The 13,318-nt window shown below is 58.5% G+C and carries 13 protein-coding genes; all 13 read right to left on the bottom strand.

Going from position 1 to position 13,318, the window contains the following annotated elements:
* Positions 1–2 precede the first annotated feature (2 nt).
* Positions 3–1,031, bottom strand: a complete 1,029-nt coding sequence (locus BEI_RS10690) for an ATP-grasp domain-containing protein (protein ID WP_097789515.1) — start codon at positions 1,029–1,031, stop codon at positions 3–5.
* Between the two features lie 55 nt (positions 1,032–1,086).
* On the bottom strand, positions 1,087–1,695 hold the full coding sequence (locus BEI_RS10695; RefSeq protein ID WP_153045785.1) for a sugar transferase: 609 nt from the start codon (positions 1,693–1,695) through the stop codon (positions 1,087–1,089).
* Positions 1,696–1,739: 44 nt separating this feature from the next.
* On the bottom strand, positions 1,740–2,957 hold the full coding sequence (locus tag BEI_RS10700; RefSeq protein WP_097789516.1) for a type III PLP-dependent enzyme domain-containing protein: 1,218 nt from the start codon (positions 2,955–2,957) through the stop codon (positions 1,740–1,742).
* Between the two features lie 118 nt (positions 2,958–3,075).
* Positions 3,076–3,714, bottom strand: coding sequence for a formyltransferase family protein (locus BEI_RS10705; RefSeq protein ID WP_097789517.1), 639 nt, complete (start codon positions 3,712–3,714; stop codon positions 3,076–3,078).
* A 40-nt stretch (positions 3,715–3,754) separates the two neighbouring features.
* Positions 3,755–4,546: a phytanoyl-CoA dioxygenase family protein gene (locus tag BEI_RS10710; protein WP_193765094.1), complete on the bottom strand. Its 792-nt coding sequence runs from the start codon at positions 4,544–4,546 to the stop codon at positions 3,755–3,757.
* Positions 4,547–5,115: 569 nt separating this feature from the next.
* Positions 5,116–6,507, bottom strand: coding sequence for a Si-specific NAD(P)(+) transhydrogenase (gene sthA, locus BEI_RS10715; RefSeq protein ID WP_097789519.1), 1,392 nt, complete (start codon positions 6,505–6,507; stop codon positions 5,116–5,118).
* Between the two features lie 138 nt (positions 6,508–6,645).
* Positions 6,646–6,906, bottom strand: a complete 261-nt coding sequence (gene nqrM / locus BEI_RS10720) for a (Na+)-NQR maturation NqrM (protein WP_097789520.1) — start codon at positions 6,904–6,906, stop codon at positions 6,646–6,648.
* 168 nt (positions 6,907–7,074) lie between these two features.
* The gene (gene nqrF / locus BEI_RS10725) at positions 7,075–8,307 is read right to left on the bottom strand and encodes an NADH:ubiquinone reductase (Na(+)-transporting) subunit F (protein ID WP_097789521.1); all 1,233 of its coding nucleotides are present in this window, start codon (positions 8,305–8,307) and stop codon (positions 7,075–7,077) included.
* A gap of 67 nt (positions 8,308–8,374) precedes the next feature.
* Positions 8,375–8,992, bottom strand: coding sequence for an NADH:ubiquinone reductase (Na(+)-transporting) subunit E (gene nqrE / locus BEI_RS10730; protein ID WP_097789522.1), 618 nt, complete (start codon positions 8,990–8,992; stop codon positions 8,375–8,377).
* A gap of 1 nt (position 8,993) precedes the next feature.
* Positions 8,994–9,662 (bottom strand): NADH:ubiquinone reductase (Na(+)-transporting) subunit D, encoded by a 669-nt coding sequence (locus tag BEI_RS10735; RefSeq protein ID WP_097789523.1) that lies wholly within the window; start codon positions 9,660–9,662, stop codon positions 8,994–8,996.
* A gap of 2 nt (positions 9,663–9,664) precedes the next feature.
* Positions 9,665–10,477 carry a Na(+)-translocating NADH-quinone reductase subunit C gene (locus BEI_RS10740; RefSeq protein WP_097789524.1) on the bottom strand — a complete coding sequence of 271 codons (813 nt, stop codon included), beginning with the start codon at positions 10,475–10,477 and terminating at the stop codon, positions 9,665–9,667.
* Positions 10,477–11,703 carry an NADH:ubiquinone reductase (Na(+)-transporting) subunit B gene (locus tag BEI_RS10745; RefSeq protein WP_097789525.1) on the bottom strand — a complete coding sequence of 409 codons (1,227 nt, stop codon included), beginning with the start codon at positions 11,701–11,703 and terminating at the stop codon, positions 10,477–10,479. Before BEI_RS10745 ends, BEI_RS10740 begins: the two co-directional genes overlap by 1 nt.
* On the bottom strand, positions 11,703–13,052 hold the full coding sequence (locus tag BEI_RS10750) for a Na(+)-translocating NADH-quinone reductase subunit A (protein ID WP_097789526.1): 1,350 nt from the start codon (positions 13,050–13,052) through the stop codon (positions 11,703–11,705). The genes BEI_RS10745 and BEI_RS10750 overlap by 1 nt, the downstream gene beginning before the upstream one ends.
* Positions 13,053–13,318 lie beyond the last annotated feature (266 nt).

Here is a 13,318-nt window from a genome sequence, read left to right on the forward strand (position 1 = left end):
GGTCAAATGAGGGGCGATGCATGATCGACGGTCTGGATACAGTCGTATTTGCTGGACACGACCCCGGGTCTCACGGTATTCCAGTCATAGGGGGCAATCTTACCCTTATGCCAAGCAATCAAGGCCTCCGGCACCCTGGCACCTGCTACATCTGCGAAAGGGTACCCCCCGCCGAAGCGGGGATTCAGGTCAATCACGTGACATTTATTCCCGTTGAGGATGACATCACAATCCAGTACGCCGACATGATTCAATCTTCGTCCGAGCCGTTCCCCCAGTTCGAGGAGCATGGAGTTATCTTTTGTCACGGCCCGTTCGGTTTCCCCCGAGCGCATCGACAACTTCTTCTTCACGAAGGTCGCACGATAATTTCCATCGAGATCATTGATGACGTCCAGTCCATATTCATCCCCTTGGAGGGCGCCTTGGATGATCAGTCCCCCTATTCCTGTCTCCTCTCGCCTGAGCCCCAACCGAGATAGTTTTCGATTCCCGAACCTCCAAGCCCACTCTAGCTCTTCGTCGTCTAGCACCTTCTCTACGCACAGGGAGGCCGTTCCCCAACGGGGCTTGATAAACAACGGGAAATGAATGTGGCCCCTTTCGAGAGCCTGTCTCGCCGATGCTAGATCTCGGTAGCACTGAGGGGCCGATACGCCGATCTCCCGGGAAAATTCGAAGGTCTTGACTTTATCCGAACAGATATCAATGACTTCCGGTGATGACAGCACCACACGCGTACCAAGGCGTGCGAAGCTTTCCTTGCACTCGGCCAGCAGCGCTAATTCATCATCATTGAGCGAGAACAACATCTTCACCGAACGTCGACGGCAATAGGATAGTAAGTCATCGACATAGTTGTCATGGGCTAGCGATGGCAGCACGATACTTTCATCTGCATCCCCCAAAGCGGGCGCATAGGGATTCATATCTCCTGCCAATACTTTTCCCCCACCCTGCCCATCAAGGGCTCGCTTGAAGAAATGTATCAGATAATTTCTTCGGCCAGCACAAGTGAAGAGAACGTTCATCTAGCCACCTCACAGTAGGCCAGGCAGGGAAGAGGTGTTACCAGAAATGGGCATGTCAGGAATCTGACCTCAACTTTCGACGATAATCATCGAAGCGACCTTGTGGAGCTGCGAAGAGAATCCCTTGCCGACGTAAAACAAGAACGCCCGTTGCTATCAGAATCCTCAAATCCAACAACAAACTGGCTTTCTCCACATATTCGACATCGCGCCTTAACTTTTCTTCCCATGAGATATCTTGTCGTCCACATATTTGTGCCAGGCCAGTCAGGCCCGGCTTGGCCAAGTGGCGCCTCCTTTCTTGAAGAGTATAGTAAGGGAGGTATTCACTCAGTAGTGGTCTCGGGCCGACAAGAGACATCTCTCCTTTCAGGACGTTAATGAGCTGTGGCAGCTCATCGATGCTACAGCGTCGCAGCTTAAGACCTAATCGAGTGACCCTCTGTTCATCGGGAAGCTGTCTCCCCTCCCTATCGAATGCTTCTACCATGGTGCGAAACTTGATTACTTTGAAGGACTTTTCATGCAAGCCTGGACGTTCTTGCGTAAAGAAAACAGGCCGCCCCATTCTCCACCATATAAGCCCGGCTGATACGAGAAGCACGGGAGAAAGAAATATCAGCACAGCCAGAGAGATAATAATATCTAAGGTACGCTTTATCATATACCCCCCGAATGGCAAAGAATCTCAGAGTATGTCACAGCCGTTTACTCTACATACGCCTGAAGCACAGTTTCGAAAGTATCCGGTGACTTAAGAACTTCCCCTCTGACGTCGACAACTGCGGGCGCAGGCACGATAAACGGTGGCGTGTAGTTAATTGAATAAGCCCCTCGATTCTCGAATGCTACAAAGTCCCCTTCTTCCAGGCAGCCGACGAATTCCTCTACTAGAACATCATGCTCCATGCATGTATTACCTACCAAGCGATAATTCTCACGACATGATGCATCTTTCCGTTTTTTTATGACTTGACTCACCACAGGCCTTCTCTGCGAACGGGTGGGGTTGACTTGATTGATATTGGTATCGAGTAATGCTTGATTTTTTTCCCCTCTCTTCCTTATCTCAACGACCTCGGCGATGAGGCACATCGTATTGGCAACCATTGATACGCCGGGTTCAACAATCAACTTCACGCTTTCCCCATTCTCATGAAGCAACATCTCCTTGCCTATAGCCTTGGCATAGTCCCTCATTGAAGGCAAGTCATCTGGAAACTGGCATTTCAAGCTATGCGGCATTTCACCAATGTAGCCTCCACCCACATTGATGATACTGATATTCACCTTGGGTTCTTTTTTCAGAGTTTCACGCAGTTTCATTAACTCGTGAACTCGCATGACATGGTGGTCGACTCCTCTTCCTCGGCCACTGGCGTGACAGTGCAAACCGATGATGGTCAGGTTGGGTATTCGGCGAAGCATTTCCAATGCGCGGTCCAGCTCTTTCTCATCGGGTCTGAAACCGAACCGACTGGGACCATCCTGTCGGTCCCAAGGTGGAGAGATACGCAACCCAATCTCGATCCTCTCAACGCAAGGAGATATCGTTTCCAAATATTGGATTTCTCTGAAAGAATCGATGTTCACCATACAGCTTCTGGAAAGCGCCTCTTTCAGATCATTTATTCTTTTTACGGGCCCATTGAACACCACGTTTTCGGGGTCTAGATATCGAGTGGCAACTTCATATTCAAACCGCGAAACCACTTCGCACATGCATCCTATCCTGGATAGAATCTTTCCTATCTGCGGCATGTAATTTGCTTTGCACGCATACGCCACTTCACTATTTTCATAATGTTCTCGAAGCTGCTTTCTGAAGCGCAAGATATTGCTTTCAAAAAGAGAACCATCAAATATATAGAAGGCTCCTCCTTGATTACGTGACACCCTATCAAGAAAGTCATGTTGCAATATCATAGCCACTCCCGAGGTTATAAAACTTGCCTAGCCTCTCCAATGACCCGTTCAACTTCTCTGCTAGCAAACCCACTTTATAATCATCCTAGCGACCACGACATGCGTGGCAAAAAATAGACTACTCCCTTAACTGCAGGGCAGCTGCACTCTCAAGATTAGGGATAAACTCCGATGAAAGATAGCTCCCTCCAATTACTCCACCGGGCCCAATCCGCCCTTGCGCCATCCAGTCCACTGTCTGAACGAACATCTTGCATAATTGCACATAGACCTTGTGTCTATTGTGCTCAAGCGATGCATGCGGATCATAAGGTGCTACCGCCTGCAGGATAGGCTTTCCTGTATCGATGCCTTCATCCACAAAATGGGCCGTAGAACCAATAAACTGGCAACCTGAACGCACAGTATCTCCGAACCCATCGAGTCCTGGACAGGCAGGCAGCAAAGCAGGATGGAAGTTTACGATCCTTCCCTGATATTTTTCAAGGAAACGGCCCGCGAAGACTCTTGTGTAAGATGAAATAAAAAAGTCTACCGCTTTACCGTTAAAATACTCGTGAAGAGCCTCGGAAAATTGCTCCCCACTAGAGCTGTCTAACACGACTGCAGGAACCCCGTGATGGATAGCACTCTCCACGGCACCACAATGGCGGTCAGAGATCAGCATAGAGATGTTCTTTCTGCACTCCTCCACGTACATGGCTCGATCAAACACTGCCCCATTCGTAGAGGCGATCACGATTATGACCTTGTCCATTCTTATTCCTCTTGATCAGAATTGGAGGCAAGACTCTACTTCAACCTTGCCCCTTCTGATATAGTCGACGAGGATCAGGACGATACCATTCATCCAAACTGACCGGCACCCTGGAGTTATAACCCAGAAGTTGCCTGGTCAACTCTGACAGCCCTTTTCCATACTCCTCACCCAGCATTCTTGCATAGTCGGTCTGTGGCTTGACGAAGGGGCGCGTAAACCCGGATGTCAGGGCAACCCTCGTGTTATTGGTCCTGTTCACCCCTCCTCGATGCCACAGATAAGAGTTAAAAAGAACAACTGAACCAGCTGGACCTGTTATGCTTTGACAGGATGCTTCAAACTCTTCGTCCGTTGGCTTCTCTTCCTTGCAGTGTGAACCGGAAAGAATCCTTGTGGCCCCATTTTCCTCGGTAAAGTCGTCTAGCATGACGATGAGATTCAGCCTAAGGTTATAGCCATCAATATACGTCCCAACATCACGGTGGACTCTCTGCAAATAGTTCGGCTTGTGGGCATACCCAGCCGTAGGCGTGCTACAGCTCAATATATAGGGTTTCCCCCCGAAATATCTCGATATATAGTCATGAAAGAGGTGCATGGCATAGAACTTATCGATACTGTCATTTCGGCCTATCGTCTGATGGGCCGTACCATCTCCATCTTCATTGATGCCATTGCGTATCTGATATTCCTTGCAGATCTCGATCCAGGCGAGGACATCCTTTTTCATCTCCATCACCAATTCATCAGAAATGGCCTTTTCGAAGATGACCCATCCCCGTTCTTCCATCGCACGGTCATAGTCCACTAGCGTCATGTTGATGGACATATCAAAGCCTCTCACTCTATCGACATTCGTTTCGAGACGAAGACGAGCCACACCCTGCCGATCACCGAGGATCGAGGGCTGATTTACCATACCGGTACGATAAGCCAGCACCGGGAAACGTCAGGAGAGAACACAAGAACCAGGTTCTGATATCATGAGGATGTATGAAAAATCTAATAAAAAGACGGGTACTGGTCCAACCCGCCGAGTCATCCCGCTTCCATGTCTTCGGCCACGCTACCGCCGAGGAAGCTACCCATAGCAGCATCCGAGATGCCCAATCCAGCCTGTCAGCAGGTTCTGTGACTGCTTTGTAATCAGTCTCTCGAAATAATACAAATGCAGAAATTGCGTATACATAAGGTTACATTCAGATCCATTCCTTGCCCGGGTTATTTTTCTCATTCCCTGCTGCTCAGGAATCACATCGGATGCCAGGCTTGCCTTTCATGCTAGTGCTATCCCAGCTGGCTGATCCCTTAGTTGGCTCGATAGCCCGTTTCCCGATACCCAACGAAAAACGCCGGTCTAAGACCGGCGCTAGCATGAAGAAGCTCATGGTTCAGGTATTAAAAAACTCTATTCAGCCCATTCTGCGCCGCCACCCGGTAGGCCTCGGCCATGGTGGGGTAGTTGAAGGTGGTGCGGACGAAGTACTGGAGGGTGTTGGCCTCGCCTGCCTGCTGCATGATCGCCTGGCCGATGTGAACGATCTCCGAGGCCTGATCGCCGAAGCAGTGGATGCCGTAGATCTCCAGGGTGTCCTGGTCGAAGAGGATCTTGAGCATGCCCACCGTGTCGCCGGTGATCTGGGCACGGGCGGTGTCCTTGAAGAAGGCTTGAGCCACCTCGTAGGGCACGCGGGCCTCCGTGAGTTCACGCTCCGTGCGGCCGAAGGAGCTGATCTCGGGAATGGTGTAGATCCCCGTCGGCACGTCGGTGACATAGCGGTAGTCGCGATCGAGCAGCTCGTCGCAGGCGTTGAGGCCCTGGTCGTAGGCCGCGCTGGCCAGGCTCGGCCAGCCGATGACGTCGCCGGCGGCATAGATGTGGGGGATGGCGGTGCGGTAGTGGTCGTCGACCCGAAGCTGGCCGCGGCCGTTGGCCTCGAGACCGATGGTCTCCAGCCCCAGCTCGTCGGTGTTGCCGGTACGCCCGTTGGCCCACAGGAAGGCGTCGGCGCGCAGTCGCTTGCCGGACTTGAGGTGCACCGTGACACCGGAGTCGTCGCCCTCGACCCGCTCGTACTCCTCGTTGTGGCGTATCAGCACCCCGTGCTTGCGCAGATGGTAGGACAGGGCATCGCTGATCTCGTCGTCGAGGAAGGACAGCAGGCTGCCGCGGTTGTTGATCAGGTCGACCTTGACGCCGAGGCCGGAGAAGATCGAGGCATACTCGCAGCCGATCACCCCGGCCCCGAAGATGATCAGGGTGCGCGGCGTGTGGTTCAGGCTGAGGATGGTGTCCGAGCAGTAGATCCGCGGGTGGTGGAAATCGATGTCCGCGGGCCGATAGGGACGGGAGCCGGTGGCGATGATGATGCGCTCGGCGACCAGCTCCTCCATGCCCTCGCCTTCCCCGCGCACCATTAGGGTATGGGGATCCTTGAAGCGGGCGACGCCGTTGAAGAGGTCGATGCGGTTACGGGCGTAGAAGTTGGTGCGCATGGCCACCTGCTGATCGATGGTGACCCGGGAGCGTTCCATGACCTTGGGGAAGGAGAACCAGCGCGGCTCGCCGATGTCGCGGAACATTCGGTTGGTATTGAAGGCCAGGATCTGCTTGACCTGATGGCGCAACGCCTTGGAGGGGATGGTGCCCCAGTGGGTGCAGTTGCCCCCCACCACGGCCTGCTTCTCCACCACCGCCACCCGCTTGCCGTGCTTGGCGGCGTTGATCGCGGCGCTCTCCCCGGCCGGGCCGGTGCCGATCACCACCACGTCGTAGTTATGGACTGCCATGATTTGCCTACGTCTCCCTGAATCCCTATCCGACGGCAAGCGTACAAACCAAGGTTCAAGTAGCAAGTAACGAGTAGCCAGGCTCCCCTTGCCCCTTTCGACTTGTCACTTGCTGCTCGGCGCTTGCATATGGGCGCATCAGCGCTTAGTCGCGTCGTAACCGAGATCGGCCCCGCGGCTCTCGTCGCTGCGCCGGCGCGCGCTGCCGGCTTGCGCCTTGCGATTCTCCTCCTCGCAGACCTCGTCCTTGCCGCCGCAGACCTCGCAGCCCTGCTTGAGGCCGAGCTTGTTGAGGCCACCGCAGGATCCTTCGATCGGCTTGCGACCGAGGATCACGCCGACCGCCATGGCGGCCACGATGAGCAGCATGAAGGCCAGTACCACCAGGAAGGTGCTCATAGGATGCTCCAATGAAGGTGAAATGGGGGGGTCCCCTTGAGACCGCGCGAATGGAGGTTCGACTCCTGGGGATCCGTTGCCTGATATGCCGACCGCATGATCGGCATATCGGGTGACGGAACCGAACAGGGCTGGCCCTTGGGCCAGCCCTGGAGGTGCCGGGGCGGATCAGCCGCCGAAGTCGTCGAGCATGATGTTCTCGGGCTCGACGCCGAGATCAAGCAGCATCTTGATCACGGAGGCGTTCATCATGGGCGGCCCGCACATGTAGTACTCGCAGTCCTCGGGCGCCGGATGGTCCTTGAGGTAGTTGTCGTAGAGGACGTTGTGGATGAAGCCGGTCGGCCCCTCCCAGTTGTCCTCCGGCTGCGGGTCGGACAGCGCCAGGTGCCACTCGAAGTTGTCGTGCTCCTCGGCCAGCTTGTCGTACTCGTCGTTGTAGAAGGTCTCGCGCCAGGAGCGCGCGCCGTACCAGAACGAGATCTTGCGCTTGGAGTTAAGGCGCTTGAGCTGGTCGAAGATATGGCTACGCATCGGCGCCATGCCCGCGCCGCCACCGACGAAGACCATCTCGGCATCGGTGTCCTTGGCGAAGAACTCGCCGAAGGGCCCCATCACCGTGACCTTGTCACCCGGCTTCAGGCTGAAGACATAGGTGGACATCAGGCCCGGCGGATGGTTGGTGTTGGGCGGCGGGGTGGCGATGCGGATGTTGAACTTGAGGATGCCCTTCTCTTCCGGGTAGTTCGCCATCGAGTAGGCGCGGATGACTTCCTCGGTGTTCTTGTGGGAGATGTCGAACAGGCCGAACTTCTCCCAGTCGCCCCGGTACTCCTCCTCGATGTCGAAGTCGGAGAACTTGATGTCGTAGGGCGGGGCCACCAGCTGCACGTAGCCGCCGGCGCGGAAGGCCACGTCCTCGCCCTCGGGCAGGCGCAGGTTGAGCTCCTTGATGAAGGTGGCGACGTTGGGGTTCTCGATGACCTCGCATTCCCACTTCTTGACGCCGAAGACCTCCTCGGGGACCTCGATCTTCATGTCCTGCTTCACCGGCACCTGGCAGGACAGGCGCCAGCCGTCCTTCTTCTCGCGCAGCGTGAAATGGGACTCTTCGGTGGGCAGGATCGAGCCGCCGCCTTCTTCGACGCGGCACTTGCACTGGGCGCAGGAGCCGCCGCCGCCGCAGGCGGAGGACAGGAAGATGCCGTTGGCGGCCAGGGTATTGAGCAGCTTGCCGCCGGCCTGGGTGGTCAGGGTGTGATCGGGATCGTCGTTGATCTCGATGGTCACGTCCCCGGTGCTGACGAGCTTGCTGCGGGCGGCCAGGATCACCGCCGTCAGACCGATGATGATCACGGTGAACATGACCACACCGAGCAAGATGACTGTTGTATCAACCATGTCGGTTTCCTATTGCTTGCGTTGCCTGGTCACCGGCGGCGCGGACGCCGCCGGCGGCACGACCGGGTCAGAGCTGGATGCCGGAGAAGGACATGAAGCCCAGCGACATCAGGCCCACCGTGATGAAGGTGATGCCCAGGCCCTGCAGGGAGCCGGGAACGTCGCTGTACTTCAGCTTCTCGCGGATGCCGGCCAGGGCGGTGATGGCCAGCGCCCAGCCCACGCCGGCGCCGAGGCCATAGACCACGGACTCGCCGAAGTTGTAGTTTCGCTCGGCCATGAACAGGGTGGCGCCGAGGATCGCGCAGTTCACGGTGATCAGCGGCAGGAACACGCCCAGGGCGTTGTAGAGCGCCGGCACGTACTTGTCGAGGAACATCTCCAGGATCTGCACGATGGCGGCGATCACGCCGATGTAGCTCAGGTAGCCGAGGAACGACAGGTCGATGTTCTCGGCGCCGGCGATCCCGGTCCAGGTCAGGGCTCCCTCCGCCAGCAGGTACTTCAGGATCAGGTTGTTCACCGGCACGGTGATCACCAGGACCACCACGACGGCGATGCCCAGGCCGATGGCCGAGGAAACCTTCTTGGACACGGCCAGGAAGGTACACATGCCCAGGAAGAAGGCCAGGGCCATGTTCTCGACGAAGACCGAGGCGATGAACAGGCTCAGATAGTGTTCCATGTTACACGGCCTCCTTGGGCTGGCTGTTTTCCTTCATCTTGAACTCGGTCTCCTCGATCTGCTCCGGGTTCACGGCACGCAGCACCCAGATGATCAGGCCGATGATGAAGAAGGCGGACGGCGGCAACAGCAGCAGGCCGTTGGGCACGTACCAGCCCCCATTCTGCACGGTCTCGAGTACGGTGACCCCGAACACCGAGCCGGAACCCAGCAGCTCGCGCACGAAGCCGACGGTCATCAGGATGAAGCCGTAGCCCAGGCCATTGCCGACGCCGTCCAGGAAGGACAGACCCGGGCTGTTGGTCATGGCGAAGCCTTCGGCGCGGCCCATCACGATGCAGTTGGTGATGATCAGGCCGACGAAGACCGAGAGCTGCTTCGACATTTCGTAGGCGTAGGCCTTGAGGATCTGGTCCACCACGATCACCAGCGAGGCGATGATGGTCATCTGCACGATGATCCGGATGGAGGACGGGATGTGGTGGCGGATCAGCGACACGAACAGGTTCGAGAAGGCCGTGACGAAGATCACCGCCAGCGTCATCACCAGCGACACGCTCATGCTGCTGGTCACCGCCAGCGCGGAGCAGATGCCGAGGATCTGCAGCGCGATGGGGTTGTTCTTGAAGATCGGCGTCGTCAGGACGCCCTTGGGAGTCGGTGCTGACATCATCAGGCTCCTTCAGTCTGGTCGGTGGACGCGCCCTGCACCTCTTCCCGGTCGACGCCACTGCGGAACCGGGCGAGATACTCGCCGAAGCCCTCGGGGCTGAGCCAGAACTGCACGAGGTTGGTCACGCCGTTGCTGGTCAGCGAGGCACCGGAGAGGGCATCGACCTCGGTCTCGTCGCTGGCGCCGCCCTTGACGAGCTGGATGGCCGGTTGGGCGCTGTCGGCGTCGGCGTAGATCTCCTTGCCTTCCCACTGGGCCTTCCAGCGCGGATTGTCGACCTCGCCGCCGAGCCCCGGGGTCTCGGAATGGGAGTAGAAGGTGATCCCCTCGATGGTGTTGCCATCGCCCTGGACTGCCAGGTAGCCGCGCATCAGGCCCCACAGGCCCTGTCCGCGGATCGGCAGGATCACCTGCTCCGGATCGTCCGGATCGCCGACCAGGTAGACGGTGCTGTAGTTCTCCTGGCGCGACAGCCCGGCGATGTCCTTCTCCCCGGACAGGGTACGGGACTGAGCCGGATCCTTGGCGGCCTGGAAGCTGTCATAGGTCGCCGGGTCGAACTGGTCGGTGTACTCGCCGGTGCGCAGATCGACCACGCGCGGCGTGACCTGCTGAAAGGCCTCCTCGATGTCGGTGCCGGGCTCGTACAGGCCGGCCACCGACAGGATGTTGGACTTCCGATCCAGCTCCTGGTTGAGCTGCTGCTTGGAGCGCAGCGCCACCGCGGCGGTGGAGACGATGATCGAACACACGATGCAAAGTGCGAACGCCACCGTCAGGATCTTCTTGATGGAGTTGTTGCTCTGTGCCATCAGGCGGTCTCCTCGGCCGGCACGCCGGTACGCTGCATCCGACGCTTGATGTTGGCCTGAACAAAGAAGTGATCGATCAGCGGCGCGAACAGGTTGGCGAACAGGATCGCCAGCATGATGCCCTCGGGGAACGCCGGGTTGACCACGCGGATCAGGACGGTCATGACGCCGATCAGGATGCCGAAGATCAGGCGACCGGGGTTGGTCATGGAGGCGGACACCGGATCGGTGGCCATGAACACCATGCCGAAGGCGAAACCGCCCACCGCCAGGTGCCAGTACCAGGGCATGGCGAACATCGGGTTGGTGTCGGAGCCCATCAGGTTGAACAGGAAGCTGGTCGCCACCATACCCAGGAAGACGCCGAGCATGATCCGCCAGGAGGCGATCTTGGTCCACAGCAGCACCGCCGCGCCGATCAGGATGGCCAGGGTCGAGGTCTCCCCCACGGAGCCGGGGATGAAGCCGAGGAAGGCATCCCACCAGCTGTACTGCTCACTCAGGGCGGCCATGCCGCTCTGGAAGGCCGTGGACAGCGGCGTGGCGCCGGTGAAGCCATCCGCGGCCACCCAGACCGCGTCCCCGGAGATCTGCGCCGGATAAGCGAAGTAGAGGAAGGCACGGCCGGTCAGCGCCGGGTTGAGGAAGTTCTTGCCGGTACCGCCGAAGATCTCCTTGCCGATCACCACGCCGAAGGTGATGCCCAGCGCCACCTGCCACAGCGGAATGGTGGCCGGCAGGATCAGGGCATAGAGCACGGAGGTGACGAAGAAGCCCTCGTTGACCTCGTGGCCGCGCTTGACGGCGAACAGGACCTCCCAGAAGCCGCCGACCACGAAGGTCACCAGGTAGATGGGCAGGAAGTAGGTGGCGCCGAGCACGAAGTTGGCCCAGAGGCTGCCCGGGTCATGGCTGCCCGCCAGGGTCATGACGATGGCCTCGCGCCAGCCGCCCAGGGCGCCGTAGCCGTCGGCGATGGCCAGGTTGGCCTGCCAGCCGGCGTTCCACATGCCGAAGAACATGGCCGGGAAGGTGCACAGCCAGACCGTGATCATGATCCGCTTGAGATCGATGCCATCGCGCACATGGGCGGTGGTCTTGGTCACGCTGGGCGGGCTGTAGAAGATGGTGTCCACCGCCTCGTAGAGCGGATAGAACTTCTCGTATTTGCCGCCCTTGTGGAAGTGCGGCTCGAGATTGTCGAGTGTCTGTCGGATACCCATCATCAGGCCTCTTTCTCGATCATGGTGAGGTTGTCACGCAGGATGGGACCGTATTCGTACTTGCCGGGGCACACATAGGTGCACAGCGCCAGGTCCTCCTCATCCAGCTCCAGACAGCCGAGCTGCATCGCGGTTTCGATATCCCCGACGATCAGCGAGCGCAGCAGCTGGGTGGGCAGGATGTCCAGCGGCATCACTTCCTCGTAGACCCCCACCGGCACCATGGCTCGCTCCGAGCCGTTGGTGGAGGTGGTCGGCGCGAAGTTGCGCAGCCCCTTGATCTTGGAGAGATAGATCCCCAGGACGGAATGCCGGTTGCTGCCCGGCGACATCCAGCCCATGAAGATCCGCTTGTTGCCTTCCTCGAGCAGGCTGACCTGGTTATGGAACCGTCCCAGGTAGCGCAGGCTGCCCTCGGCCGTGAAACCGGCGAACACCGATCCGGAGATCACCCGGGTTTCCTCGGGCTCACGGACCTCGCCGTCCAGCAGCTCTTCGGTGCTGGCCCCCAGGCGGGTGCGCAGCAGACGGGGCTTCTCGGCACGCGGGCCACCCACGGCCACCACGCGACTGACGTCGAGCTTGCCCTCGGCGAACAGCTTGCCGATGGCGATCACGTCCTGGTAGCCGACGTGCCAGACCCGCTTGTGCAGGGCTACGGGCGAGAGATGATGGATATGGGTACCGACGAGCCCCGCCGGATGCGGGCCGGCGAAGGTCTCGACCTGGACCCCCTGGACGTCGCCGCCGGGCACCTGGGCGTCGGGCGCGGTGCACAGGAACACCTTGCCTTCGGTTAGCCTGGAAAGGACCTTCAGGCCGTCCTCGAAGGCGTCGGGGCGCTCGTTGATGATCCCGGCGGGATCGGCCGACAGCGGATGGGTGTCGATGGCGGTGACGAAGATATTCTCCGGCGTGCCGTCGATGGCGGGCGTCCGGGAATAGGGGCGGGTACGCAGTGCCGTCCAGAGTCCGGATTCGACCAGCTGGTCGACCACGGCCTGGCGCTCGAGAGAGCCCAGCTTGTCACGGCCATGAGCGGTGAACTCCACCGCCTCTTCGCTCTCGTCGACCTTGATCACCACCGAGAGCAGCTTGCGCTTCTCGCCACGGTTGATCGCCACGACCTCACCGGCGGCCGGCGCGGTGAAACGCACGCCATCGATCTTCTTGTCGGTGAAGAGCAGCTGGCCCAGTTTGACCTTGTCCCCTTCCCGGACCTCCATGGTCGGCTTCATGCCGACGTAGTCGGTACCCAGGACGGCCACATGGCGCACCGGACGCGCATCCTCGACGCGCTGCTCCGGGGCTCCCGTGATGGGGAGATCCAGGCCTTTCTTGACTTCGATCATAGTCTCGCCCAGTTGATGGATCGGATAGATGAAGGAAAGGGGTGCGAATGGATCGGATTCTTCTTGGTTGTCAGAAGGTTACCAGTCGGGCCCGAGGCGAGCTCGGACCACCCCAAAAAATCCCCGGTATTATAAAGACAAGCCGATGCGATGACCACCTGCCCTTAGGTCGCACGAGGCCATCGGCGACAAGGGACAGATTGTCACGGAGGGTGAGAAAACCGTTGACGGGAGAGGGACTTGGAAGGAGCTCCGCCCCGGCCGAC

This window comes from Halomonas beimenensis, assembly GCF_002549795.1.
Lineage (GTDB): Bacteria > Pseudomonadota > Gammaproteobacteria > Pseudomonadales > Halomonadaceae > Halomonas > Halomonas beimenensis.

Coding starts and splice junctions, on each gene's coding strand:
- nqrE (WP_097789522.1), bottom strand. CDS start 8,992: ATGGAACACTATCTGAGCCTGTTCATCGCCTCGGTCTTCGTCGAGAAC.
- BEI_RS10705 (WP_097789517.1), bottom strand. CDS start 3,714: ATGGACAAGGTCATAATCGTGATCGCCTCTACGAATGGGGCAGTGTTT.
- BEI_RS10710 (WP_193765094.1), bottom strand. CDS start 4,546: ATGTCCATCAACATGACGCTAGTGGACTATGACCGTGCGATGGAAGAA.
- BEI_RS10690 (WP_097789515.1), bottom strand. CDS start 1,031: ATGAACGTTCTCTTCACTTGTGCTGGCCGAAGAAATTATCTGATACAT.
- BEI_RS10750 (WP_097789526.1), bottom strand. CDS start 13,052: ATGATCGAAGTCAAGAAAGGCCTGGATCTCCCCATCACGGGAGCCCCG.
- nqrF (WP_097789521.1), bottom strand. CDS start 8,307: ATGGTTGATACAACAGTCATCTTGCTCGGTGTGGTCATGTTCACCGTG.
- BEI_RS10745 (WP_097789525.1), bottom strand. CDS start 11,703: ATGATGGGTATCCGACAGACACTCGACAATCTCGAGCCGCACTTCCAC.
- BEI_RS10740 (WP_097789524.1), bottom strand. CDS start 10,477: ATGGCACAGAGCAACAACTCCATCAAGAAGATCCTGACGGTGGCGTTC.
- BEI_RS10700 (WP_097789516.1), bottom strand. CDS start 2,957: ATGATATTGCAACATGACTTTCTTGATAGGGTGTCACGTAATCAAGGA.
- nqrM (WP_097789520.1), bottom strand. CDS start 6,906: ATGAGCACCTTCCTGGTGGTACTGGCCTTCATGCTGCTCATCGTGGCC.
- BEI_RS10695 (WP_153045785.1), bottom strand. CDS start 1,695: ATGATAAAGCGTACCTTAGATATTATTATCTCTCTGGCTGTGCTGATA.
- sthA (WP_097789519.1), bottom strand. CDS start 6,507: ATGGCAGTCCATAACTACGACGTGGTGGTGATCGGCACCGGCCCGGCC.
- BEI_RS10735 (WP_097789523.1), bottom strand. CDS start 9,662: ATGTCAGCACCGACTCCCAAGGGCGTCCTGACGACGCCGATCTTCAAG.